20 protein-coding genes and 6 tRNA genes are annotated in these 24,913 nt (G+C 31.8%); 21 read left to right on the top strand and 5 right to left on the bottom strand.

All coding sequences use genetic code 11. The features are described 5' to 3' along the window. Positions 1 to 44: 44 nt before the first annotated feature. From ACFSC2_RS07185 to ACFSC2_RS07175, 3 genes are all read right to left on the bottom strand, one after another. Positions 45 to 503, bottom strand: a complete 459-nt coding sequence (locus tag ACFSC2_RS07185; RefSeq protein WP_379816710.1) for a MarR family winged helix-turn-helix transcriptional regulator — start codon at positions 501 to 503, stop codon at positions 45 to 47. 220 nt (positions 504 to 723) lie between these two features. After that, on the bottom strand, positions 724 to 1,761 hold the full coding sequence (locus tag ACFSC2_RS07180; RefSeq protein WP_379816709.1) for a helix-turn-helix transcriptional regulator: 1,038 nt from the start codon (positions 1,759 to 1,761) through the stop codon (positions 724 to 726). Between the two features lie 268 nt (positions 1,762 to 2,029). After that, on the bottom strand, positions 2,030 to 2,539 hold the full coding sequence (locus ACFSC2_RS07175) for an HD domain-containing protein (RefSeq protein WP_379816708.1): 510 nt from the start codon (positions 2,537 to 2,539) through the stop codon (positions 2,030 to 2,032). Between the two features lie 634 nt (positions 2,540 to 3,173). Between ACFSC2_RS07175 and ACFSC2_RS07170 the strand changes: the two genes are divergently transcribed. The 21 genes from ACFSC2_RS07170 to ACFSC2_RS07070 all read left to right on the top strand — a co-directional run bounded on the left by ACFSC2_RS07170 (position 3,174) and on the right by ACFSC2_RS07070 (position 22,710). Further along, positions 3,174 to 3,289, top strand: a tRNA-OTHER gene (locus ACFSC2_RS07170). Positions 3,290 to 3,467: 178 nt separating this feature from the next. Further along, positions 3,468 to 3,591 (top strand) — tRNA-OTHER (locus ACFSC2_RS07165). Positions 3,592 to 3,833: 242 nt separating this feature from the next. Beyond that, positions 3,834 to 6,074: a hypothetical protein gene (locus ACFSC2_RS07160; protein WP_379816707.1), complete on the top strand. Its 2,241-nt coding sequence runs from the start codon at positions 3,834 to 3,836 to the stop codon at positions 6,072 to 6,074. 56 nt (positions 6,075 to 6,130) lie between these two features. After that, positions 6,131 to 6,673 (top strand): hypothetical protein, encoded by a 543-nt coding sequence (locus ACFSC2_RS07155; RefSeq protein ID WP_379816706.1) that lies wholly within the window; start codon positions 6,131 to 6,133, stop codon positions 6,671 to 6,673. A 2-nt stretch (positions 6,674 to 6,675) separates the two neighbouring features. Continuing rightward, positions 6,676 to 7,380, top strand: a complete 705-nt coding sequence (locus tag ACFSC2_RS07150) for a hypothetical protein (protein ID WP_379816705.1) — start codon at positions 6,676 to 6,678, stop codon at positions 7,378 to 7,380. Between the two features lie 185 nt (positions 7,381 to 7,565). Then, a complete protein-coding gene (locus ACFSC2_RS07145) occupies positions 7,566 to 8,588 on the top strand; it encodes an RNA ligase (protein ID WP_379818600.1) in 1,023 nt (340 codons plus the stop codon). 143 nt (positions 8,589 to 8,731) lie between these two features. Continuing rightward, positions 8,732 to 10,009 (top strand): methyltransferase domain-containing protein, encoded by a 1,278-nt coding sequence (locus ACFSC2_RS07140; protein WP_379816703.1) that lies wholly within the window; start codon positions 8,732 to 8,734, stop codon positions 10,007 to 10,009. Positions 10,010 to 10,014: 5 nt separating this feature from the next. Then, positions 10,015 to 11,199 carry a DNA ligase-like domain-containing protein gene (locus ACFSC2_RS07135; RefSeq protein ID WP_379816702.1) on the top strand — a complete coding sequence of 395 codons (1,185 nt, stop codon included), beginning with the start codon at positions 10,015 to 10,017 and terminating at the stop codon, positions 11,197 to 11,199. A gap of 13 nt (positions 11,200 to 11,212) precedes the next feature. Continuing rightward, positions 11,213 to 12,112 carry a phosphatase domain-containing protein gene (locus ACFSC2_RS07130; RefSeq protein ID WP_379816701.1) on the top strand — a complete coding sequence of 300 codons (900 nt, stop codon included), beginning with the start codon at positions 11,213 to 11,215 and terminating at the stop codon, positions 12,110 to 12,112. 517 nt (positions 12,113 to 12,629) lie between these two features. Beyond that, positions 12,630 to 12,944: a S24 family peptidase gene (locus ACFSC2_RS07125; protein WP_379816700.1), complete on the top strand. Its 315-nt coding sequence runs from the start codon at positions 12,630 to 12,632 to the stop codon at positions 12,942 to 12,944. Between the two features lie 277 nt (positions 12,945 to 13,221). Continuing rightward, positions 13,222 to 14,022, top strand: coding sequence for a TatD family hydrolase (locus tag ACFSC2_RS07120; protein ID WP_379816699.1), 801 nt, complete (start codon positions 13,222 to 13,224; stop codon positions 14,020 to 14,022). Between the two features lie 39 nt (positions 14,023 to 14,061). Continuing rightward, a complete protein-coding gene (locus ACFSC2_RS07115) occupies positions 14,062 to 14,592 on the top strand; it encodes a hypothetical protein (RefSeq protein ID WP_379816698.1) in 531 nt (176 codons plus the stop codon). 38 nt (positions 14,593 to 14,630) lie between these two features. Next, the gene (locus tag ACFSC2_RS07110; protein ID WP_379816697.1) at positions 14,631 to 15,347 is read left to right on the top strand and encodes a DUF434 domain-containing protein; all 717 of its coding nucleotides are present in this window, start codon (positions 14,631 to 14,633) and stop codon (positions 15,345 to 15,347) included. Positions 15,348 to 15,349: 2 nt separating this feature from the next. After that, positions 15,350 to 16,033, top strand: coding sequence for a hypothetical protein (locus ACFSC2_RS07105; protein WP_379816696.1), 684 nt, complete (start codon positions 15,350 to 15,352; stop codon positions 16,031 to 16,033). Positions 16,034 to 16,036: 3 nt separating this feature from the next. After that, a complete protein-coding gene (locus ACFSC2_RS07100) occupies positions 16,037 to 17,407 on the top strand; it encodes an SDR family NAD(P)-dependent oxidoreductase (RefSeq protein WP_379816695.1) in 1,371 nt (456 codons plus the stop codon). Between the two features lie 6 nt (positions 17,408 to 17,413). Beyond that, a tRNA-Trp gene (locus ACFSC2_RS07095) sits at positions 17,414 to 17,486 on the top strand. 2 nt (positions 17,487 to 17,488) lie between these two features. Next, positions 17,489 to 17,562 (top strand) — tRNA-Ser (locus tag ACFSC2_RS07090). 93 nt (positions 17,563 to 17,655) lie between these two features. Further along, a tRNA-OTHER gene (locus ACFSC2_RS07085) sits at positions 17,656 to 17,727 on the top strand. 414 nt (positions 17,728 to 18,141) lie between these two features. Continuing rightward, a tRNA-Pro gene (locus tag ACFSC2_RS07080) sits at positions 18,142 to 18,210 on the top strand. Positions 18,211 to 18,484: 274 nt separating this feature from the next. After that, entirely contained in the window at positions 18,485 to 22,219 is a 3,735-nt protein-coding gene (locus ACFSC2_RS07075) for a leucine-rich repeat domain-containing protein (protein ID WP_379818598.1), read from the top strand. 212 nt (positions 22,220 to 22,431) lie between these two features. Continuing rightward, entirely contained in the window at positions 22,432 to 22,710 is a 279-nt protein-coding gene (locus ACFSC2_RS07070) for a hypothetical protein (protein ID WP_379817019.1), read from the top strand. A 419-nt stretch (positions 22,711 to 23,129) separates the two neighbouring features. On the opposite strand, the gene ACFSC2_RS07065 is transcribed toward ACFSC2_RS07070, so the two are convergent. Both ACFSC2_RS07065 and ACFSC2_RS07060 read right to left on the bottom strand, forming a co-directional pair. After that, positions 23,130 to 23,609, bottom strand: coding sequence for a hypothetical protein (locus ACFSC2_RS07065; RefSeq protein ID WP_379817020.1), 480 nt, complete (start codon positions 23,607 to 23,609; stop codon positions 23,130 to 23,132). Continuing rightward, the gene (locus ACFSC2_RS07060; protein ID WP_379817021.1) at positions 23,584 to 24,885 is read right to left on the bottom strand and encodes a hypothetical protein; all 1,302 of its coding nucleotides are present in this window, start codon (positions 24,883 to 24,885) and stop codon (positions 23,584 to 23,586) included. Before ACFSC2_RS07060 ends, ACFSC2_RS07065 begins: the two co-directional genes overlap by 26 nt. Positions 24,886 to 24,913 lie beyond the last annotated feature (28 nt).

Below are 24,913 nucleotides of genomic sequence, written 5' to 3'. Positions count from 1 at the left end.
TTTGTTACTTGTTTGTTTTTTGTTAGAATTAGAATAGTTTTTGATTATTCTTTATCTGTATTTTCTGTTTGATTAAAAATGTTTTTATCGTGAATCAATTCATTAATGATTTCAGAAACCTCAATAAAATGATTTAATTTTTCGTCTGATACGTGTTTTCTAACCGTTTCGTTAAATTTTAAAACGGTGTTTTTAGACAGTTCTCTTTTTTCTTTTCCAAATTCGGTCAGATAGATCAAAACACCTCTTCCGTCGCTCGGATTTTTTTTGCGAACAATCAAACCTTTGTCTTCCATTGATTTTAATGTTCTTGTTAAGCTCGTAGCTTCCATACCCATTCTTGGACCTAAAGCGGTTGATGGCGTACCTTCTTCCTTATCAATACTTAACAGAGCAAATCCTGTTGCCATTGTAGCATCGTATTTTGCAGCCTCTTCATTATACATTCTAGAAACAGCCTGCCATGTTGCTCTCAAAATATAATCTATCGTTTTGTCTTTCATAGGTAACTATATCGATTTCAAATATAATCAAAAAATACTATGCATGCATATAATTTTTTGATAAATTTTTGGTTAGTTAAAAAATCCCTTTGATTTCGAGGGTTTTGTGGTTTATTTATTTTGAAATATACTATTCTTTTTTTGGATTTTAACAATTTAACTTTAGCAAAAATCTCTTTGTGATATTTATTTTGGTTTTAATTCTGAATTATTCAAAAAATCATGCATTTATTTCAGTAATATTTGGTTCTTGGTATTTAGAAATAGCTTCGTCTAAGATCTTTTTCATTCTGTTTCGAAGGTATTCTGGTTTCAAAACTTCCAATCCACAGCCAAAGCCTAATAGTAAACGTTCCATTTCATAATTTGGAATTAGAAAAAGGTGAATGAGTATGCTGCCATCTTCATTTTCCTTGATGAGACGTTGTGAAGCATGTAAAGGTTTTGTAGTTACATAAGGCGCATTGACAGCATCAATCCACAATTCGATTTTTCGCGGCTGAAGACCCGAATTAACAGTTACACCAATAATATTCTTATAATACGATTCAGCATCAAATTTTTCTTCTAGATAATTGAGATTAAAATCGTAATCAATAGCAATAATTCTATCCAATGCTAAATTGGTAATGGGCTGAGAACCTTTTTTCTTTCCGATAAGAAACCAGCGGTTATTAAACTCTTTTAAAATAAATGGATGAAAATGAAACTTATTCTCTTCTCGGGATTTAAAAGATTTATAGGTTATTACCAGTACTACTTTTTTGATAATCGCCTGATAAATTTCATCTAAAAAATGTAATCCTTTCAGCTTTTCATTTTTGTCCAAATAGATTACGGGCTGTGTATTCGATTTTTCAGAATAGATTTTATCTTCCAAACGCTGCAGAATATCCGATACATCGCTGAATAAAGAGAAATCTTTGAATTGTTTGAGCATCGAAACGGTTTCGGTCAAAACATTCATATCGGTTTCCGTCAGCGGAATATCGGTTATCGAAAAATCTTCGTCGTCATACTTATAATACTTTTTATCGTACACTACGATTGGAGCATTATAACCCAGTTTTTCACTGCGCATCATCTGAATATCCATCTGAATCGTTCGTTTGCTGATCGGAATTTGTCTGCCCTCATATTCTTCTAAAGCCTGAGAACAGCATTCGATCAAATCTTCCAATGTCCACTGTCTGTATTTATTCTGCAGACATTTATCGATGGTTTTGTAGCGAATTAAGGCGTTTTTGTTTTGTGACATACTGTTTGTGTTTTTTTTCGGTTTGAATTGTAGAGACGCATTGTAGTGCGTCTACGCAACGGATATCCACAACGTTAGACGCACTGCAGTGCGTCTCTACATATATACTTTGTGTTCAAAATCCGACAGGTTTTTAAAATATGTCGGGTTTAACAACGGAATTACGTTAATAATGAAATTTCTTTTTCAATATTTGCCCGAGCTTTCTCTTCATATAAATTCTGAAACTCATCCGTTTGAAAAATAAATTCGTATTCCAGAAAATGTTTCAAAGCTTTTGCACGCCCGGGTTTGTAGAGTAAGTCGGGATAAAGACGATATTCTTTTCTAATTTGTTCAAAATAGATTTGATAATCCTCCCATTCTTTGGCTGATTGATTTTTAAATCAAAATCAATCAGCCAATTAATATCTTCAATTTTATTATGCTGATGCAATTGTGTAGCGCAAATCGCCTCAAAAATGAGATCTTTATCAAGAACCGAATTTTGATCTAAAACCTTTACTGCATGTTCGGCACTTTTGAGTTCGTTGTCTTTTCGCGTTACCTTATATATAATGTCGTGATAGAAAATGCTAAAAAGAATTTCATCTGGTTTTTGAAGTTGAGTTTTATATTGATCAAATAATTCGATCATTTCTTCTAAATGCGTCAAATTATGATAATATCTCGATTTCTTGGAATATGCTTTTTGTAATTCAGTCCAGTTTTGCTGAATTTCCTTATCTTCAAAACCAATATTCAGCAGTAAATCGGTGTAGATTTTTTTTAAATCCATATTAATCTTTGTATTGAATAGAGCCTCGGAGAAGCGCAATATTTATAGCTAATTACATTCGTGCATAGAAGAAAGCTCTGGAAGAGCTAAATAATATTTATAGCAAATTTATACACAACGGTTATAAAAGCTCCAGCAGATCAAAATATGTATAGATCAATATATTTCAAATTACAGAAGCTCTGAAAGAGCTAAATATTTATAGCTAATTCATAAACCACGGTTGTAAAAGCTCCATCGGAGCGACACTTCAGCATTTATGTTGATCAATATATAAATATGTCACCCCACTGGGGCTCTTCGGATACATCGAAAAAAAAGCTATAAATATACCGTCCCTCTGGGACTTTTTTTCTCAAATTTAAAATTCTTTTTTTACTGCGCAAAATAATTGCGTAGTGATTTTGAAATCTTTGCTCAAGAAATAAAACAAACAGAATTTCTAAAAAAGGAAAAACAAATTTTCACTACGCAAAATAACCGCGCACTAGTTTTGAAATCTTTGTTCAGAAATAAAAAACAAACGTTCATAGAAATAAAAATAGAGTCTAAATAGGTCAAGTCTGAGTTACTTCGAAAACACTTTCCAATGTACAAACTTATTCCATTACCTTTTAAACTCATATTATAAATTGGGGCAGTAGCTCAGAGGTAGAGCAGGTAATTTTGAAATTACCTTAAAAGGTCAATCAGAATTTACTTCTCACACTTTTAATGTCCAGGTCGCGGGTTCGAATCCCGTCTGCTCCACAATTTGAATAAAATTTTTTACTGCGCAAAATAACTGCGCAGGAGTTTTGAAATCTTTGTTCAAGAAATAAAACAACACGTTCTTACAAATAAAATTAAATAGAGCAGGTCAAGTTTAAGTTACTTCGAAAACACCTTCCACGTACACACTTAAACAATTATCTCTTTATTAAAATCTGAAGCAGTAGCTCAACGGATAGAGCACAGGTCATATTAGTTTCGAAATTATCTCATTGAAGGTCAATCTAAACTTACTTCAATCGGGGACCCTGGGGTTATGGGTTCGAATCCCATCTGCTTTACTATTAATGGTCAATTGAAACTTACTTCTAGAAATTGGTTTTTCTGGTTCGAGTCCAGCAAGTTTTAAAATCATCATTAATAAAAATATCGAGGGTCAAGATTAACTTACTTCTCGGGGAAACCCACCAGATAAAACAGTTCATCAATTACACTCAATTTCAGGTCAAGTGTTTCTTACTTCAAAACTCTTTTAGGTAGAACTCAGAAACGCCATTATCTAAATTTATAAAAACTAAAAAAAATGAAAACAAAAGAATTATTAAAAATCAGTTTACGCCAAAATGCTATTTTCATTCCATCAGAAATGATTACGAATGAGGTTAAAAATTTATCAGGAACAACATCCGTTTTGTTAGCCAATGTTTCAAAATTGGGATTCACCTTTTCTGAGTCATTGCTTCATGCTTTAAACAACGTAAACCCAAAATATAAAATCGAGGTTTTAGAAGTTTTAAGAGAAATTCTAGGAACCGATAAAAACTGGACGCCATTGGTGAAAGAATGGAATATTCCAACTGGAGAAAATGTGGTAGATCATATCCTGACATTGTTTGCAAACGTTTTTAAAACTAAAAACGGAACAACTTTGCAATGTGGTCATATGATCCCAGATAATACTTTTCCGTTAGAAAGATACAACGGTTGTCCGTTTTGCGGAACTCCGTTTGAATTTGGTAAATTGGAAAATATCGGTCAAGGAAGCAAATTGAAAGTCCTTGAATTGTGGACTGAAAAAGAGTTACAAGACTTCTATATTTCATTATTACAATCTAAAACAGCTTTAGACGCAACTCAGGTTGATAGTTTAAAAGTAGCTTTAAAATACTTGCCGCTGCCAAAAACAGACATTGCAATGAAGGAAACTTTGATGCTGGTGATTGATCTTTTGATTGAAAACGGTAATGAAGATCAGGCATCTCAATTTTTGAAAACACCAACAGATATCTTACGTTATTTATGGTATAAAAATACCGGAATGCTGCAGATTATCGAGCCAAAAACGATTGTAAAAAGAGCGTCTAAAAACGGTCAGCATTTTTATGGTGTTTTGGATACAAGTGTGCAGGCTAGAATTGCAGCTCAAAAAGATTTGAAACTTAAGTATTCTCGAAAAGAATGTTTAATGGTCGCGTCTTGGTTGAATAATATGGAAATGGATGTAGAAGCTATGTGCGAAACTATGCATCCGAAAAGAGGAATGTGGGTTCGTTTTATCCGCGCCTTGCGTTTGGCAGAATACAGCAAAAGAAAAGGATTTGAAAAATTGAATTTTTTAATGGATGTATTCTACAACCAAGTTTATGATGTTTGGCAAAGCAAAGTGAATTCGTCAAGATTGAAATTTGATGCCGATAAAACATTTGCGTTGTTAAAACAGCGTCCAGGTTTGTTTGCACGTTCATTATTTTCGAATATGCTTTGGTTTGGTGCAGAAGAAACTGTGGCGCATTTTTCTGAGATTATCGATAAAGTTCCGGCGAGATTGATTTTTACTTTGAATATGTACGCACAGAACTATTTTGATAAAAACATACAACGAAGTGTAAAACCTTTGGGAGGAAATAACAAACGTGTTGCACCAAATGCATTGTTGAATTTGTACGAAGATTTTATGTTAAACGACATGAAAGCTAAAGTTGAAGATTTGTGTATTTTGGCAATGAAGAAACGATTTGCGTCGGTTTCAAACCCAAACAAAACGATCTATATCGATCCGCAATTGTACAATATGCCAGTTTCGATTGGTGATAGAAGCGATACGGTTCAAGATCTGCCAGTTGCTTTAATGGGAACACGTTTTCCAATTGAAGGTAACGAAGTTCGATTGTTTATGCAATGGGGTAAAGATTTACCAGCACAGCACTTGGATATGGATTTAAGCTGTCATATCGCATATGAAACACGTTCAGATATCTGTTCTTTCAGCCGATTAACTACAACGGGATGTCAGCATAGTGGTGATATCAGAAGTATTCCGAATAAAATTGGAACTGCTGAATACATCAACATCAACATCGACGAATTGGCGAAAGCCGATGCAAAATTTGTGACTTTTACCTGCAATGCGTACAGCAACGGAAGTATAACGCCAAATTTGGTTGTAGGTTGGATGAACAGCAAATATCCGATGAAAATTTCGGAACGAACAGGTGTGGCGTACGATCCGTCGTGTGTAGATCACCAAGTTCGTGTGACGCAGAATGTTGCCAAAGGTTTGGTTTTTGGAGTGTTGGATGTAGCAAAACGAGAAATCGTTTGGTTAGAGATGACTTTCGGAGGTCAGGTTGTACAAGGTTTGGATTTTAAAGGAGTTCAGGCTTTATTGGCAAAACTAAACAGTAAATTGAATATTGGTAAATTGTTACAGCTTAAAGCGGAAGCTCAAAACTTGACAATTACTGATGATGAAAATGCTGATGAGGTGTACAACGCGCAATGGGCAATGAACGCTGCTGCGATGACACAATTATTAATAGATTAATTTTAAGCCACGGATTCTTAAATGAGTTCGTGGTTTTTTACTTTTAAAATTGAAATATGCTAACAATCAAAGATATTAAATACAAAGCTGAAAAAAAGTTTAAAAGAATAGAAATCAGAGATGATGTTTGGGGATTTCAAATACAACCAAATACTAAATTTTTGAAAGGAATTAGCAGAAAACAAATTGATGAATTACAGATATTATTTGGATTTGATTTTCCTTGGGATTACAGAGAAATGCTTTTGCTTATTGGAGGACTAGATACTGAAGAAATTTCAGTGGATCCAGATGGAGAAGAAGAAGTAGAATTTGATAATTTTTTTTACCAATATCCAAGAGATATTGAGAAATCGAAATACCTTGTTGAAGACATAGATACATATAAGATGTATGCTGAAGAAGCTTTAATTGAAGCTGGATTTGATGTTTCTAAAATTGTGGGTTACATACCAATTTATAGCCATAGAGTACTTGTCGTTTTTGAAAACAAATATCTTTCTCCGGTTATTTCAGTTTGGGGTGGCGATATAATTGTATATGGAAATAACTTAAAAGAGTATTTAAAGAATGATTTTTGTAGAAGTTATAATTACTAAATATGAAACCAATCTATCAAATATTTGGTTCCGAAAATTCGCTTGATGTTGATTTGGTTTTCTTTATTGAAGAAATGCCTAAAACGATAGCAGAAAAACTTTCATTGGCAAAAGAACTTACCAATTCTGTAGCCGCAGATTTTCCTGAAAAAGTAATTAATGCCAATCTTGCTGTCTGTCGAAATGGTCATTTAATCGAAGTGTATAAAGGAACGACAGATGAATTAAACAATTCCTTATTTTATACTTACGGTTTTCATCAACAACAATATAGCAATCAAATAAATAAACTTTTGAAAAGAGATATTGATTTGAAATTTTTGAGGAGCACCCGAATGATTTTGTCATTTTTAAGTAAAACAGAATATCGTGTTGCGGTAAAAAATGCTTTAAGAGGAGAACTGAAAGAAAAGATTCAAGTTTTAGAAACAGTAGATCTAAACCAAATTTCTTCTTTCGGAAAAAATACAAATTATCAGGATGTTTTAAAATCAATAGCTTTTCAATTAGGACAATCAATTTTACTTGATGCAGGGAAAGAAGTTTATACTAAAAGTCAAATTGCAGAAAGTTTTCCAGAGTTAAAAAACTATCTGTTTCGGGAAGAGAATACTGATACTGAAAACTTACAGCAATATCTTTTGAAATTTGTCGAAATACTAAAAAACAGAATGCCTCAAATGACAAAACTTTCAGAATATAAATAAGAAGAAATAAACAATTTTTAACTACGCAAAATAACTGCGCAGCAGTTTTTGAATCTTTGCTTTAAAGATTAGGATAGAGTGACAAAGGCTCAGACTGGCAAAGGGACAAAGTTTTATAATAGATGAAAAAAACTTTGTTTCTATGTGTCTTTGCAACTTTGTCTCTTAAAGAAAGATTAGAACACATGAATACAGCACTTTTAAACGAAATGATTTCAAAAAACTATGTCAGAGTAAACAAACACCCTGAACATGATTTGTATATTTATAACTATACACAAAATGCTCAATTTGAGAGAATTTGGAACGAAGTTACACTGAGCTGTCGCGGTCTTATTTTGGACGAAAACAGAAATGTTGTCGCAAGGCCATTCGCTAAGTTTTTTAATTTGGGTGAAGTAGAAAATCAAATTCTGCCAAAAACAACTTTTGAAGTCTATGACAAAATGGACGGTTCGCTTGGTATTTTGTATTGGGTAAATGATGTGCCTTTTATGGCAAGCCGGGGCTCATTTTCCAGCGAACAATCGGATAAAGCCAATGAAATGCTTCACGGAAAATATAAAGATTCATGGTCGCTTTTAGATCAATCAAAAACGTATTTGTTCGAAATTATTTATCCAGAAAACCGAATCGTTTTGGATTACGGTGCGAATGAAGAATTGGTTTTGCTGGCCATTATTGATACACAAACTGGAGAAGAATTTCCACTTGAAAACATCGGTTTTCCTTTGGTTGAAAAATACGACGGAATCAATGATATTTCACTTTTAAAAGAGTTGAACATTGATAATAAAGAAGGTTTCATTATTAAATATGCCAATAACTTTCGGGTAAAAATTAAGTTCGACGAATATTTTCGTTTACATCGGATCATCACTCAAGTTTCCAATCTCAACATTTGGGAATATCTGAAAAACAACCAGCCTTTTGATGAAATTCTGGAGCGTGTTCCTGATGAATTTTTCGCCTGGGTCAAACAAACCAGAAACGATCTAGAAAATAATTATAAAGCAATTGAAAATCAATGTAAATTAGATTTTAAAGTATTGGAAACTCGGAAAGAAACTGCTTTGTACTTCTTAACTTGTAAACATTCAGGTGTTTTATTTGCAATGCTAGACGAAAGAGATTATTCGGAGATAATTTGGAAACTCATTCGTCCGGCGTTTGAAAAACCGTTTAATAGAGAAGAAGAATTATTTTAATTTAAAAATCCGTTTTTTTTCGCGTCTTTGCGAAAGCAAATCCGTTTCATCTGCGTTACATTCAACTTAAATTAAAAAAACAACAACTGCGAAAAATAACTGCGCAGTTATAAAACAATATTTGTGAAAGCAAAACAAAAGCCATGATTATAAAACTTAAATCGGACAATAAATACTTTTTAGATATTCTTTACAAAAATCCAAATACGGATAAAGGTCTTTATTTGAAAGAATTGAAAGACGGAATCGTAATTGGAAACGTAATCAATGAAAATGAGTATCACTGCGTTTTTCTAGATGGTAAAAAAAGTTACCTGCCAGAAGAAGGAAATCAAATCGATTTTCAAAGTTACTGCAGTCCGTTATTGGCTTTAAACATGATGACGGAATTTTTTAACCACTTGTACAAAGAGAATGAAGTATTAAACGAAACGGTAATTTCTTGGTTAGAAAAAAGTTATAATGAAGTTGATACCGAGAAATGTACTATAGAAGTTCCAACTTTTTTTATTGATACTAATTGGTACAAAAACGGCAAATATCTTTTGTCTAAATATATTGATGGAATTTCGTTACAACATAAAATCGGGAATAATTTCGAATTAACGATAGAAGGAGCAACAGTAAGAGAAGCGGTTCAAAAATTTTCGCTTGTGGCGTTGTTTACGCATTTCACTAACAAATATGCGGTTTACACGTTTATAGACGATTATTTTATCCAGAAGCATATTACAATGTTTACCAATCTTACAGGGATTCCGTATTTCGTGTTTTATCTTTTTATCAAGAGAATAATGCGTTCGCCGATTCAGTTTGAGAAATTTAAACCACAATTGGAAGCGTATTTTGATAACCAAGTTCAGTTTGTTTTTACCGATACACATCAGTCTAGAAAAGAATTTATTTGCAGTAAAATCAATTTTGATGAACCCATTTTAGACTTTGGCTGCGGTGAATTGCAATACTTTAAGCTATTGAACAAAAAAGGATTCGAGAAAGAATATTATGCTTATGATGAGGTTGATTTTAAACATATTGCCGACAAAATTCAGGAAACTCAAAGAGCAGAAAATTTATTTTGGATTGAAAATACTGCAGAACTTAAAGATTTTGAAGGGCAGATCATTTTAAGTGAAGTTATAGAACACAATTCATTAGAAGAAGCAAAAGCGTTACTAATCTGGATTCGTGACAATACAAATTTCACGACATTATTTGTAACAACGCCAGACAAAGATTTTAATGTAAATTATGAATTGACAGAAGAATTTAGACATGATGATCATGATTTTGAATTATCAAATAGTGAGTTTAGAGATTTGATTGATGAAATTTTTCCAAATCAAAAAACATTTCATGGAGTAGGCGATTGTGTAAAAGGCATTTATCCGACAAGTGCAGTAATCATTCAAAAAAAGTAAAAAAAATGTTAGATCATAAAGTTAGAAATAGAATAGAATGGTTTTGCAAAAGTAAGATCAATGATTTTTCACCAACGATATCTCCGGCGCCAAAAAGCAAAGCCAAAAACGAAATAGAAAGCATCGAAGAAGCTGTAAATTATTATAGAGCAAAAGGTGTTACCGAATTTGTGGTTCAGAAAAAATACATGGGTTCGTACTGCACCATTTACCTTAAAAGAAATCTTGAAGAAACCTATTTTGTTTCTAGAAATGGTTTCAAAATGGATCATATTGATGTAGAAAAAGCAATAAACAGCTTGAAGGAATTGCACGCAAAAATGCTTTTAACGTTTCCTAATTTCGATACGATTCTAATTGCGTCAGAGTTACTGCCTTGGAAAGTTTTGGGAGCAGGATTAATAGAGAAAGAGTTTACAGGTTATTATGATGCTTTGCAGACGCATAACGATTATTTGAAAACTTCTGGATTGCTCGAAAAATTAGAAAGTGTCAAAAAAGATACGCTGTTTTCCGAATATCTTTCAGACAAAAAGAATTTGAGCAGAAAAGAATTCGCCAGTAAACATAAAACGCATATTGTGCGTCAGTATGAAGCTTTGAATTCGGTTAAAATTCCAGATTTAGACAAACAGCAAGAATCATTAGAAGTGTTTAAAAATCAGATTGATACTTTTGGTAACGAAGGCGATGTACATTTTAAACCTTTTACGATTTTAAAAGTGGTTGGGGTTTCTGGAGAAGAATCGATTCCGAATAGTAATTTGACTTACGGATTGGTAAATGACGATGCATTTTTGCATTTAGAAATTACAGATGCTAACCAAGAAGAAAACCTAAAAGAAATTTATTCTTTTTTCGAAAAGCTGACAGAAGCCAACGAAGAAGGTATTATGATTAAACCAGCGCAGAATTACATCAAAAACCTGCCGCCTTGTTTTAAAGTCAGAAACAACAATTATTTGACGATGATTTACGGCGTTAATTTTCATCAGGATTTTGACCATTATTTAGACAAGAGAAACATAAAAAAGAAGCTCGAGCAATCTATAAACGGCTGGGAAATCAACCAAAAAATGCTTCAGATTCCGTACAAAGATTTAGAAGAAGAAAACTATTTGATGCGTTTATTGCTTTTGAAAAGAATCAATAACGAAGAAATTGAAAAAACATTAGATCCAAGATTATAATACGATTATAGACATGAAAAAGATACCAACATTAACGATATTAGTAGGTTGCCCAGCATCGGGAAAAAGTACGTTTGCCGAATGGAAAGTGCGTACCGAGGCGAAAACGATGCGAATAAGTCGTGACGAAATCCGTTTTTCGCAATTTCAGGAAGTGATGGATAATGCTGTAGAAAGTATGATTTCTAAGATCATAAATGTGCAGATCAAAACCCTGCTTTCAAATGGTTGGAACGTGCTTTTGGATACTTGTAACGTAAAGCTGGATTATATAAAACAGCCCATAGCCGAGTTTTCTGAAATGGCAAATATCGAATTCAAAGTATTTGATTTACCGCTTGAAGATCTTTTTATCAGAAATGACAAAAGAGATCGAAAAGTGCCTAAAAAAGTGATTGAAAACATGTTTTACCAGTTGCAGAAAACAAAAGAAAATTTTGATTTTAAACCCATCAGAAAAGTCGAAAAAAACTTGGAATACTGCGATCAAAATCCAGATTTGCCAAAAGCAATTATCTGCGATCTTGACGGGACATTGGCTTTAATGAACGGAAGAAACCCGTTTGACGCCAGCAAATGTGACGAAGACGAATTGAATAATCCGGTAGCAAACGTATTGAAAAACTACAAGAAATTGGGGTACAAAATACTATTGGTTTCCGGAAGAGAAGACCGATATAAAGAGCCAACGTTGAAATTCCTTCAAACACACGAAATCGAATACGATGATTTAATCATGCGTAAAACCAAAGACAGCCGAAAAGATTCCATCATTAAAACCGAAATCTATAACGAGTCTATAAAAGATAAATACTTTGTAGAATTTGTGTTAGACGATAGAAATCAAGTAGTTGATACTTGGAGAAATGAATTGAAGTTACCGTGTTTTCAGGTGTATTACGGAGATTTTTAGTTTTTGAGGGGCAAAGGTTCAGAGGTTCAGAGGGACAGAGGTTTTCTCGCTGTCGCTCGGGGTTTCTTTCCTCTAAATGTTGTTTCACGCAGATTCGGCAGATTCTAGCAGATTTGCTTAGATTTTTTTTAATAATCTGCGAAATCTGCTTAAATCATTTTAAAATCTGCGTGAAACAAAAACTTTGCATCCTAGCGTCTTCGCGGAAAATTGGAGGAATGAATTGAAGTTAACGTGTTTTCAGGTGATTTTTAGTTTTTGAGGCGCAAAGGTTTAGAGGGGCAGAGGTTCAAAGGTTTTTTTGTTTCACGCAGATTCGGCAGATTCGGGCAGATTTGCTTAGATTTTTATAAATAATCTGCGAAATCTGCTTAAATCTTTTTAAATCTGCGTGAAACAAAAAAACTTTTCGCCCTAGCACCGTCGCGGAAAAAAAACAAAAATAATTTTAAGGCAACAGAGAGAAAAAACCTTTGCCCCTCTGTCCCTCTGAGCCTTTGTAACTTAAACAAAAAAAATGAACAAATATGAGCGACTGAAAGCAGAATTAGAAACAGTCGGAAATGGAAAGATGAAAGCATTTGGAGATTCGATGCTCCCGATCTTAAAAAACGGAAGTCTGCTGACTTTCGAGAAAAGTGAGAATTATAAAATAGGCGACATCGTCTTTTGCAAAGTAAAAGGAAGATATATAGACGCCCACAAAATCATAAAAACAGATGCCAACAAAGGCTTTTTGATAGCCAACAATCACGGATTCGAAAACGGCTGGACGAAGATTATTTACGGAAAAGTAATTCAGGCAGAGTTTAAGAATCAGATAATTTATTAATTGAGGTTCAAAGGGGCAGAGGTTCAAAGGGGCAAAGGTTTTTCGCAAAATGACAAACTATACCCAAATTTGTTTCACGCAGATTCGGCAGATTCTAGCAGATTTAATTAAATTTTATTTAAAATAATCTGCGCCGATCCGCTTAAATCTTTTTAAATCTGCGTGAAACAAAAACTTTGCGTCCTAGCGCCTTTGCGAGCGTATTAAAATAATAATCAACTCCAAAATAAAAAAACTTTGTGCCTCTGCACCTTTGAACCTTTGTAACTAAAAAGAAATGAAAACATATATAGATATCGGAATTAATTTAACCAATAAACAATTCCACAACGACATAGACGATGTTGTACAAGACGCGGTAGATGCCGACGTAACAAAAATGATTCTAACTGGCACAAGCGTGCGAAACAGCGAAGAATCTGCAAAAATTGCGAAGCAATATCCAGGCGTATTATTTGCTACGGCTGGAATACATCCGCATGATGCGAAGAGTTTTGACAATCAGAGTATTTCGAAGCTTCGAAAATTATTAGAACAGAAACACGTCATTTCGGTCGGCGAGTGCGGACTCGATTTTGACCGCGACTTTTCGCCGCGAAACAAACAAGAAGAATGTTATAGAGCGCAGTTAGAACTGGCGATTGAAGTTCAGAAACCTTTGTTTTTGCACGAAAGAGCCGCTTTTAGTTCTTTTATGAATATCACAAAAGACTATCTGCCAAAACTGCCAAAAGGCGTTGTGCATTGTTTTACAGGAAGCCTGCAAGAAGCCAAAACCTATCTCGATAACGGATTTTTTCTAGGTTTTACGGGAGCGATTTCAGATGCCAAACGTTTCAGTCATTTAAAAGAAGTTATTCAGTACGTACCGCTCGACAAAATGATGATCGAAACCGATGCGCCGTTTATGCTTCCTAAAAACGTCCCCAACAGTCTTTTGAAGAAATACCACGAACGACGATGCGAACCGTCTTTTCTGCCTTATGTAGCGGGAACAATATCACAGTTTAAAGGAATTGCTTTGGATAAAGTTGCGGAGGAAACGACTAGAAATGCTAAAGGCTTTTTTGGGATTTAAGATTTTAAAAGTTTGTATAGATTTACAGAAAAAACAGTAATGGAACAAGGAAATGAAGATTTCAAGATACTCACAGATTATGTATTGTCAATTAAATTTATGCAACGATTTGATTTTATTGACTTTATTGATTTTGATTCAATTGAAGATTGGGCAATACAATTAATCAATTTAGGATGTGAGAATGAAGCTCTTTATACCTTAGCTACTTTTTATAAACCTATTAATCCTGATGAAATTATGCCTTATTTAAAGCGTACTTTTTTAGAATTGAATTTAAAAGAAAAGGAAGGAGATGAAGCGAAAATATGTTATGCACGATATCATTTTAATAGAGTTATAAAAGGAGAAGATGTGGAAACAAATTCATTCTATGCTTCAATATTCTGTGATGGAGATGGTCGAAAAACACATCCAGATGAAGAACTTGATTTTGGTGTTCTTAGTGAAATTTGGCTAGATATGAAATATGATCCTGACTATTGGTATAGAGGAGTTAACATCAGCAATATTGAACAAAAAGTTATTGAAAAGGCTATATGGTGGTTAAAAAATAATCCATTAAATTAAAATATTTAAGACTCAATTGAAACATAAAAGTTTGATCAATGACAAATCTTAAAAACCGAGGAAAAGAAGCCAGCGACGACGCTTTGTTTGGAACTGAGAAAATGCAGTTCAAACTAAAAGAAGCCGTAACCGATATGCATTATTTTTTAAGCCGAGGTTATGGCGAAAAATCAACATTAGCTTTAGTTGGAAACCGTTATAGATTAAATGCGCGTCAGCAACAGGCGGTTCGTGGCATGAGCGCTTCACAAAAACAGATTGATGACAGAAAAGCAAAAGAAATCGAAAGTCAGGATCTGGAAGGAAAAGAGATTTGTTTTGACGGATTTAATGTTCTGATTTTACTAGAAAGTATTTTATCTAATGCCTATGTTTTTAAAGGGCAAGATGGTTTTATACGAGATTTGTCAAGTGTGTACGGAACTTATAAAAAAGTACAACAAACGTCTGAAGCTATAGAATTGATTGGTGTTTTTTTTAGAAAAGAAAAAATTAAAAAGGCACTTTGGCTATTTGATAAACCCGTTTCAAACAGCGGTAAATTAAAGCAAAGGATTGAAGAAATTGCTTTGAATAATAATTTCAATTGGGAAGTGCAATTAGTAAACAATCCTGATAAAATAGCAGCTGAAAGTAATTACATAGTAGTAACTTCAGACGCTTGGATTTTAGATAACGCTTTTGCTAATTTCAATTTAATGAAATATATACTGTCGCAAATGAGTGTAAAAGAAACTGTAATTTGCCTTGAATAAAAATGAAACAAAATCTCTTAAACGAAATAAAAGCCGTAATTCCAGATTTAAATCTAGAATGGAGAGAGAAATACGCGCTTTTTTTGATAGACGAACATCTTGCTGTTTTTGAGCATATGCTTCGTTTTTATTTTTCGCAGCAAACAGAATGGGTCAGAAAGCCTTATTTTAAAGACGAAATTGTAGTAACATTACAAGATAAAATGTTTTATTTTGAAGCAGTTTTAGAAAGTTTTGAAAACCAATCGGATCAATTGAGACACAATCTTATCAAAATGTTTGAAGAAACACCTTTCGAAATCCTGCTTCTTATTTTAGGGCAGCGTTTAACTTCTGCCAGCAGACGCGACGAAACCGGGATTCCGCCTCCGAGAGAATTTCTCATCAAAAGCTGTTTTGAGCCTTATAACAAAGAGATTTCGGTTGCGGTGCGGGCTTGGGAAAAACACGCGGGCAGAAATGCAACAAGTATTTTGGGAGAAATAAAAGGAAATCGAGAACAAAAACGATTGTCGGCCGAGAAATTAATTTATTACATAATAGGATATAAAACTTGGTGGAATGTATTTTATCATTTCAAACATGGTTTGGTGTACGAAGCAAGAATAGAAAACGGCCAAGGCTTAAGATGGTCTGCAGACGGGAAACAGTTCATCGGATTTTTAGAAGATTTTTTAGAAGAGTAAAAAATGAAAACAGAAAAGAAATATATTTTTAGTACAGAAGAATGGCAAACTTGCATTAAGGTTTTACAAGCGCTGAAAGATGATCCGTTTGAAAATCCAGACAATGATTTGTTTGCGGGTTTGATTACCAAAATTCATAAAAATGCTAAAAAGAATTTGCGCAGCGTGAGTTATTCTTCTAAAAAGCAAGAAGATCTTCAAGTCAGTTTGAATGCGACTTTGGTTTCAAAAGCATTGAACGGAGAAACTTTGTTTGCTGAAAAAGAAAATCCAGATGAACAGCAGTTTACCGAATTGCATTTGCCTAAAAACTGCTACGCTTGCAATCGTTCTTATAAATTAGCGCATAGTTTTTACACCAGACTTTGTCCAGAATGTGCCGAAGAAAATTATGAAAAACGTTTTCAAAACATTGATTTAAAAGGACGAAATGTAATCCTTACAGGCGGACGCGTAAAAGTAGGTTTTGCGACCGCTTTAAAACTTTTACGGAATAATGCCAATGTTGTGCTTACCACTCGTTTTCCTGCGCTTGCTTTAGAACAGTTTAAGCAAGAAAATGACTTCGAGCAATGGAAAGACAATTTGATAATTTACGGTCTGGATTTAAGGAATTTAAATGCCATAAATGAGTTTGTGTCGTTTTACAAATCCAAATTTGAGAGCTTAGATATTTTGATTAATAATGCAGCGCAGACTATTAAATATACAGATGAATATTATCAGCCTTTAATTCGAAAGGAAGAAAAACTGCTAAGTCAATTTTCGCTAAATAAAAAACTAATTGCCAATAAAACTCCAGTCGCAGCAGAAGTGAAAGCATTAGAATATGGAATTGAAGAAAAGACAGAAATAGCACTTTCACGTTTTGGACAGCCTGTAGACAATCGTGATAAAACAAGCTGGAATTCGACTTTAGAGGAAATCAGCATGTACGAATTGGTTGAGGTAAATTTGATCAATCAGATTGCGCCTTATTTTTTGATAAAAGAACTCAAACCGTTGTTTCTAAATTCGGATTTTAAAGAACGTTTTATTGTCAATGTAACATCGTCTGAAGGCATTTTTAGTTACACCAACAAAACGATTTTTCATCCGCATACCAATATGACAAAAGCGGCTTTAAATATGATGACGCTGACATCGGCCAAGGAATTTGCAGAAGATTCGATTTACATGACCAGCGTAGATGTAGGTTGGATTTCGACAGGAGCTAAAGAGAGTCTTCGAAAGAAACAATTTGAAGAAGGATATGTGCCTCCATTAGATTCTGTAGACGGGGCAAGCAGAATTTTTGATCCAATATTTCTAGGAATCAACGGAAAGAGTATATTTGGGGTCTTGCTTAAAAACTATAAAGTTTCGGCTTGGTAAAAAATTAGGGTAGTAGTTTAACTGGAAAAATTTGCTGCTGCCACTGTAGTTGTTTTGGGTTCAAATCCCAGCTGCCCTAAAAAGGTGTTAGCTCAATTGGAAGAGCGCCAGATTGCTAATCTGGAGGTTGCGGGTTCGAGTCCCTGTACACCTTTGTTTTTTAAGGTTCAAAGTTTCAAAGGTAAAGAGGTTCAGAGGGGAAAAAAATTTATGCCTTAGGGCCTTCGTGGCAAAAAAATACAGCTAAAAAGGTGTTAGCTCAATTGGAAGAGCACCCCCACCAAAGGGGCGGTTGCGGGTTCGAGTCCTTGCACACCTTTTTTTTCAAGGTTCAAAGTATCAAAGGTGTAGAGGTTCATGAAAAAACTTAGTGCCTTAGTGCCTTCGTGGCAAAGTCATTTAACCGCAAAGTAATACATGTACTATTTGTCATTTCGACGGAGGAGAAATCACACGCGGGATTCGACAAAGATATTTAACCGCAAAGTTCACAAAGGTTTCGCAAATGATCGCAAAGTAATACCCGTAATATTTGTCATTTCGAGGAACGAGAAATCTTCGCAAGTAACTCCGTAACGAATATCCAATCTTTGTAGAGCTACTCGCGAAGATTTCTCCTCCGTCGAAATGACAAACTATACGCTTAATGAGATCTTTAAGTAAAACCTTTGCGACTCAGCGTCTTTGCGAGATTAAAACAAAAAAACTTAGTGCCTTCGTGGCAAAAAAAAAATGAGGTGATAGTTCAACTGGAAGAATACTTGCTAGGCGCAAGAGACTGCGGGTTCGAGTCCCGCACACCATACAAAACTTAGTTTCCTCGTGCTTTTGTGGCAAAAAAATCTTGGCTTTTAAATCAGGTGTTTGTACTTGGTTTGAGGGCTTTTTGTTTGTATACATTTGATAACAACTCTATGATGTATTATAGAAAGCCATAATTATTTGATTAAATTTTTATCATCTTTGAAAAGTATCTTTAATAAAATTAATATAATTAAATCAATAACCAAGTCATTAGAACAACAAGTTATATGTAGATTTATTAATTTTTAAAGAAAGAAAATTAAAATAAAATATATGAACAAACCAGCTCAAATTTTAGAACTAGAAAAAATATATAAGATTTCAATTAATGAATCTAAGGTTACATATAACAGAAATTCATATTCCTTAAATTCAAAAGGTGAAATTGTCTCTTTAGATTTGAGTCTTAATAATATAAGTGATATTTCAACTCTAAAGAGTTTTAAATCCTTAACGCATTTAAATTTAAATACTAATAAAATAGTTGATATTTCAGTTTTAAAAAATTTACCATTATTAACTAATTTAATTTTATCTGATAATGAAATAATAAATATTTCAAGTATCAAAAATTTAACATTATTGGAATATTTAGATTTGTGGTGTAATCAAATTTCAGATATTTCCTTTTTGCAAGAGTTAGAATTTCTTAAAATACTAAATTTAAGCTACAATAATATTTCTGATATTTCAGCTCTAAAAAACTTAGATGAATTAATTTCTTTAAATCTGTGGGGTAATAATATTTCTGATATTTCGGCTCTACAAGATTTAGTTTTATTAAAAAATTTAAATTTATGGAGTAACGAGATTTCAGATATCTCAATTTTAGAATCATTAGTATTATTAGAAAATTTAGAATTAGGTATTAATAATATTTCGGACATATCTGTTTTAGAAAATCTTAAAAAATTAACTTCCTTAGATTTAAGTTCTAATGAAATTACTGACATTTCTATTCTACATAATTTACCATTACTAAAAAGGTTAAAATTAAATAGTAATGTAATCAATGATATTTCAATTATAAGTAACTTGAAGTTGCTAATCGACTTAAATTTGGGAATCAATAAGATTTCTGATATTTCTATTTTGAAAGAGTTAATGCTTCTTGAGAGCTTGTACATACATCATAATGATATTTCTGATATTTCTATTTTAAATGAATTGACGTTACTTCGTGAACTTAATTTTTCAAATAATAATATTAAGGATATCTCACTTTTAGAAAATTTAAAATTATTAACAACATTAAATGTTTCAAATAATCCAATCTCTAATATATCTGCCATAGGAAATTTACCAAACCTTAAAAATATATATTTGGCGGGAATAGATTGCGATAATTTTGCCGTTTTAAAAGATATGTTGAATTTAAATGAATTACATATTTCTAATAATAATATATCAAATCTTTATTTTTTAGAAAATTTAATTAATTTAAAAGTTTTAGATATTAGTTGTAATAAAATATTGCAACTAAATTTTTTGCAGGATTTAAAAAAATTAACTAAAATTTATTTAAACTCCAATGAAATTTCTGACATTGAAGAATTTCAATATTTTGATCCGCTACCCTCATATATAGAAATTGATGGTAATCCTTGTTTTGATAGTTATGATTTGAAATTTGAAAAGAAAAAAAATCATCATGATTTAATTTTAAATCTTTTAAAAAAAATTAATGAAGAGAAAAAAGAATATGTATTACCAACAAAGGTTTTATTACTAGGAAATACTGGTTGTGGGAAATCTACTTTACTAGATTACATATTGCAAGACAAAAAAAATAAAGCATTTAAAAATAATTTGGCAAGTACACACATTATTCAAGTCGAAACTTTTCCTAAAAAACTTAAAAGAAATTCTATACCAGAAGCTGTTTTTTATGACTTCGGAGGCCAAGATTATTACCATGGACTGTATAAAGCATTTTTAAGTAATGAATCTTTAAATATTTTATTGTGGAATAATCAAAATGATGAAAATCAAGTAAGAAAGGATAGAAATGAGCAATTTACAAGAGATTATGATAGAAATTATTGGCTGTATCAATTAAAATTTCAATATGATAAAAAAAATAGTAAAGAATTAAATAAGGGGACTGAGCCAATTATTTTAATCCAAACTCATGCGGATAATGAATTATCTAGAAGAGAAACCTATCAAGGAAATTGTTATGATTTTAATATTATAAATGAGTTTTACCTGTCATTTGATTCTGCATCAATTTCTCAAAACAAAACTTTAGATATTGGTTTGCGTTATTTTGAAGAAACTCTACATGAACAAATAAAGCAAAAGCAGATAAAAAAGTATGAACCTATTTGGTATAAAAACTTTCTGAATTATATACTTCGATCTACAAAAAAAAGTTATATAAATCTCTCTGATTTGGCATCCGAATACAAAAGAGACAGTGATTTAGATAACAAATTATTACCAGAAGTTTTGAGAGAAATTGCACAGACGGGATTAATTTTGTATTATAAGGATGATAAAGATTTAAAAGATGTGGCTTGGCTTAATCCTTCTGGGATAATTGAAGATATTCATGACAGAGTGTTATCTAAAGATAGTATTAAAAAAAATAAAGGGATCGTACAAAAGGATTTTTTTGACAACTTAATAAAAGATGAAAAATTAATTAAATTATTGGTTAATCAGAAGGTTATATTTTTAGATGAATATGATAATAATTACATAATTCCAGGGTATTTGCCATTAACTGAAGAAGAAGATAAGTTGTATGAATTACTTACATTTGATTTTATTGAACCTAATTTTATAATGAAGTATGAGCATTTTATTCCATTTGGATTGATAAATCAACTTGTATGTTTTTATGGAAAAGGAAAAAGTAAAAAACATTATTGGAGAGATCAATTGTTATTTACCAAAGGGAATTCTAAAATATTAATTAAGTTGGACTTTACAAATCTAGAAATTTTGGTGTCTATCAAATCTAAAGATAGTAATGCCAGAATTGAGAAAATACAACAAGAAATATTTACTGATATTCTAGATATATATTGGGATAAGAATGATAAATATAAAATCCTTGAGTATATACAACCTAAATACTATAAATTTCATGATTTTGATGGAGAAAATATTGATAAGTTTAAAAATGTTAGTATAAATATTGAGAAATTTGACATTAAGCATTTTGATGTGGATCATCTAAATGTTGATATGTTAGATAAAGTAAATTTTAAAATAAATTCTTATAATGAAATTTTTAAAGACTCATTGAAAAGCCCGGATGATTTATATATTTCAATTGATAATAAGTTTTTTGTTAATCATAAAGATCTGGAAGATAAAGATAAAACAGTTAATAAAATTATGTCTTTTGGTTTAGAAACTAGAAAGGAGATTCAAAATAATAAAGAAATTGAAATAAGAAGAATAAATAAAACTAAATTTAGTGAAAAGGCTAGTGGACTATATAGAAGCTTTACAACTAATAAAAATACTGAGAATATGAAAAGAATATTTATTTCTTACGCAAAGGAAAATAAAAAAGAAGTTAACGAATTTCAAAAACAAATTGCACCATTCAAATTAAGTAAAGAAGTGGAAACTTGGCATTGTTCAGAATTGCAACTTGGTGAAGATTGGGATTCAAAAATAAAAAGTAAATTTTATGAAGCTGATATTATTCTTTATTTTATAAGCGTTGATTTTTTTAGTACTCCCTTTATCTTAGATGAAGAAGTAAAAAGAGGTTTCGAAAGGGATAATGATCCAAATGATAATGTTATTTTAATACCGATAATTTTAGAAAAGATTCACTGGGAAGATTTATTAGGAAAGTATTCTTCAAATTTTAAAGGTAAAGCAATAAATTCATACGATAAATCTAATAATGCTTGGTATGAAATTGTGGATGATTTAAAAAATCAGTATTTTAGAAAGGCAGATGCCGACAGTACTAAAGCTATTTTAGGGCAATCAAAAGAAAAAATGAAAGCTCAAGAAGATATAATAGAAGGAAAGTTATAATTAATAAAAAAAAGTAGTCTTTTTCTTTCTTTTTAAAATAAAAGAATATCTTTGTAATGCAAAACAATCAAAGGAGTAATCCTTAAACTTTTTTAAAGTTAACATAAACGAATACCTCGTCATGGTGAAGGAGCAGGAAACTGCCCTAAATCATTCCTTTGAATGTTTTGCACACCTAAAGCGAGGTATTCGCGTATCTAAAATTTTCTATTATGCAAAAAGAAAATCAAAAACCAACACATCGTGATGTAGTGCCATCCGTACTTAATTTCCTTTCAGACGAAATGTTTGATGGAGATTACAAAGAACAGCCAATGTATTTGCAGGAAATCTTCGAGCTCCTCATGCATACAGAATTTGGCGACGATCAACATCTAAGGCAAAAAATGCTAAGCTGTTTACGAACAAGCAGAAATCTGGCAGAAACTTTAGCTCCGTTTTCAGAGAAGCAAATTTATAAGGCTTGTGCCAGTTTAAAAGTAAACCAATAAAAACCTAAACCCTGCAAATTGCTCTTGCAGGGTTTTAAAAAAATGTTCAATAGAAGATCTTATTTTTGAACTTTAAATTTCATGAAAAATGAACTACAAAATATCATTTCAGGACAGAGCCAAGTTAGGCATGGAGATACTATCCAAACAATCTCCCGTTACCTTAGAAAAAGCAAGAGCCCAAGCGGAACGTATAAGTAGAGAAAGTAAATCAAAAGTTAAAAAGAAGAGATAATAATGTTTTGATTTTCAAAATACTTATTGTGATTGATTTTTGAGATTAAAAAACTCTACCAATAAAAACCCAAACCCTGCCAATACCAATTGGTGGGGTTTCGTACATGCTTAATGATTTCTTTTTAAATATATTCTTTCTTAATCATTAGATTTAAAAAAAAAATGTTATACTCAAATTTTATTTAAGGATAATTGACATTATTAATTAACTCAATTAAATTCCCTTTTTGTTTATATCTTCCTTTCTCAATATAATTTTTATAATAAATAGGTGAGTATGTATTATTATAAACTGCTTTAAATTTAAACCCATTTTTTGTTTTAATAAAAACCAAAGAATCATCAAAAGGAGAATATATTTGTTCAATTAAAAATGTGATATTATTATTTCTGTCATTAAATAGCATAAATTTTATAGGCATTTTACAAGTGCCAATTTTTCTAGTTATGATATAGGGTTTATTAAAATCTTTAGAATTTAAGCGAATAGTCATTAGTGAATCATTGTCGTTACATTTCATTGGCATTTCGATTTTTCCATAACCAATTTTAGAAAAATCAATGTCAAATGAAAGATTAGATTTCGTTTTATCTTCTTTACAAGCTATTAATAATATTGCACAAATTATAAGAAATTTATTTTTCACGCATACATTTTTCATATCTCAATATTTTTTTCAATTCATTTGTATAGTTCATTCTTTCTTCATAACCATTTGGAAGAGCATTATTTTTTTTATAACCGTTAATCTCTTTTGAAACTGTTAAAGTATCATCTTGGTCAGCAAATTGACTAATATTTCCTTTAAAAGATCCAATGTTTTTCCAATAGAAACCTGATGCGAAAATGGCTAAATGCAGTTCTTTTGCAACTCTTGGAGCAAAATCATATAATTCTTTATCAGTAGGATTTTTTTTTAGTAAATCAACATAGAATTTTTCATAATTATAGTCATGAGTTAGCTGTAGTAATCCTCTTCCTCTATAATGTTCCCCACCACTTAAAGTCGATATAGGATTAGACTCATAACTTTTATGAAAGCGCTGAGATTCCACATAGCTTTGAGCTAAAAAATGTATTTTTCTTATACAGGTATTAATTTCATATTTTTCCAAAGCTTTATTTAATACATTAGTAAATGTCTGTATGTTTGTATCTTTTTCTTGTATTTTCTCAGTGTTTTTGTAATCAAAAATATTTGTTCCTTCTTTATCAAAAGCATTTTTTTCTACACGATATTTATCAACTGCGTTATCTGGCCTTTTCCCTCTATCTGTACTAGAAATGATATTTCCATCTTTGTCTACATACAGAGTATTACCTCTTTTATCAAACTGTATTTCCTTGTGTACGTTATCACTTTTCCTCAATTTTGTAATAAGATTTTTTATTTCTTCTTCCGTAAAATCACGATTACAATAACAAGCGGTTGGTTGTGAGTCAGCTCCAATCGTAACCCTTCCACAATGATCCCAAACCTCAGGTAAATTGCCTTTAAGGTCGAGCCATACATTAGCGTTATCTTTAAAATAGAAATCGATAAACTGCACCGTTTCCATGAGATTTTTACTAAATGTAATCTCAATAATATCGCCGTATTTTTTTACCCCTAAATCATGTTCTATCACATTTTTATGATTAGAAATAAATTCTTGTCCTGCAATAGTTGTCAATTTGTATCTCAAATATCCATCTGGATCACTGGCATACATATGTGCTTTTTGAAGTTTAAACTTTAATATAGTTTTCTCTTTTTTGATGGCATCAGGTTTAAATTCAATTTTAATATCAGAAACTGCTGTGTATTCCTTTTTTATATGAGAAGAAATAAGATTTGTTTTGCTGGCAGAAATAACCTTAAAATCATTGCTTTTTTGTAATTCTGCAAATGGCACAAAATCGTATGCGCTTACATAATCATAAAATTCAATTGCCATAATTATTTATTTTTAATTGTTTTGCTAT

This window comes from Flavobacterium artemisiae (assembly GCF_042678225.1).
Lineage (GTDB): Bacteria > Bacteroidota > Bacteroidia > Flavobacteriales > Flavobacteriaceae > Flavobacterium > Flavobacterium artemisiae.
Note: the sequence above shows the minus strand (reverse complement) of the source record. Positions and strands in the feature narration are given on the sequence as shown.

Excerpts from the sequence above, each read along its gene's own strand:
- ACFSC2_RS07185 (WP_379816710.1), bottom strand. The coding sequence starts at position 503 with ATGAAAGACAAAACGATAGATTATATTTTGAGAGCAACATGGCAGGCT.
- ACFSC2_RS07180 (WP_379816709.1), bottom strand. The coding sequence starts at position 1,761 with ATGTCACAAAACAAAAACGCCTTAATTCGCTACAAAACCATCGATAAA.
- ACFSC2_RS07175 (WP_379816708.1), bottom strand. The coding sequence starts at position 2,539 with ATGGATTTAAAAAAAATCTACACCGATTTACTGCTGAATATTGGTTTT.
- ACFSC2_RS07160 (WP_379816707.1), top strand. The coding sequence starts at position 3,834 with ATGAAAACAAAAGAATTATTAAAAATCAGTTTACGCCAAAATGCTATT.
- ACFSC2_RS07155 (WP_379816706.1), top strand. The coding sequence starts at position 6,131 with ATGCTAACAATCAAAGATATTAAATACAAAGCTGAAAAAAAGTTTAAA.
- ACFSC2_RS07150 (WP_379816705.1), top strand. The coding sequence starts at position 6,676 with ATGAAACCAATCTATCAAATATTTGGTTCCGAAAATTCGCTTGATGTT.
- ACFSC2_RS07145 (WP_379818600.1), top strand. The coding sequence starts at position 7,566 with ATGAATACAGCACTTTTAAACGAAATGATTTCAAAAAACTATGTCAGA.
- ACFSC2_RS07140 (WP_379816703.1), top strand. The coding sequence starts at position 8,732 with ATGATTATAAAACTTAAATCGGACAATAAATACTTTTTAGATATTCTT.
- ACFSC2_RS07135 (WP_379816702.1), top strand. The coding sequence starts at position 10,015 with ATGTTAGATCATAAAGTTAGAAATAGAATAGAATGGTTTTGCAAAAGT.
- ACFSC2_RS07130 (WP_379816701.1), top strand. The coding sequence starts at position 11,213 with ATGAAAAAGATACCAACATTAACGATATTAGTAGGTTGCCCAGCATCG.
- ACFSC2_RS07125 (WP_379816700.1), top strand. The coding sequence starts at position 12,630 with ATGAACAAATATGAGCGACTGAAAGCAGAATTAGAAACAGTCGGAAAT.
- ACFSC2_RS07120 (WP_379816699.1), top strand. The coding sequence starts at position 13,222 with ATGAAAACATATATAGATATCGGAATTAATTTAACCAATAAACAATTC.
- ACFSC2_RS07115 (WP_379816698.1), top strand. The coding sequence starts at position 14,062 with ATGGAACAAGGAAATGAAGATTTCAAGATACTCACAGATTATGTATTG.
- ACFSC2_RS07110 (WP_379816697.1), top strand. The coding sequence starts at position 14,631 with ATGACAAATCTTAAAAACCGAGGAAAAGAAGCCAGCGACGACGCTTTG.
- ACFSC2_RS07105 (WP_379816696.1), top strand. The coding sequence starts at position 15,350 with ATGAAACAAAATCTCTTAAACGAAATAAAAGCCGTAATTCCAGATTTA.
- ACFSC2_RS07100 (WP_379816695.1), top strand. The coding sequence starts at position 16,037 with ATGAAAACAGAAAAGAAATATATTTTTAGTACAGAAGAATGGCAAACT.
- ACFSC2_RS07075 (WP_379818598.1), top strand. The coding sequence starts at position 18,485 with ATGAACAAACCAGCTCAAATTTTAGAACTAGAAAAAATATATAAGATT.
- ACFSC2_RS07070 (WP_379817019.1), top strand. The coding sequence starts at position 22,432 with ATGCAAAAAGAAAATCAAAAACCAACACATCGTGATGTAGTGCCATCC.
- ACFSC2_RS07065 (WP_379817020.1), bottom strand. The coding sequence starts at position 23,609 with ATGAAAAATGTATGCGTGAAAAATAAATTTCTTATAATTTGTGCAATA.
- ACFSC2_RS07060 (WP_379817021.1), bottom strand. The coding sequence starts at position 24,885 with ATGGCAATTGAATTTTATGATTATGTAAGCGCATACGATTTTGTGCCA.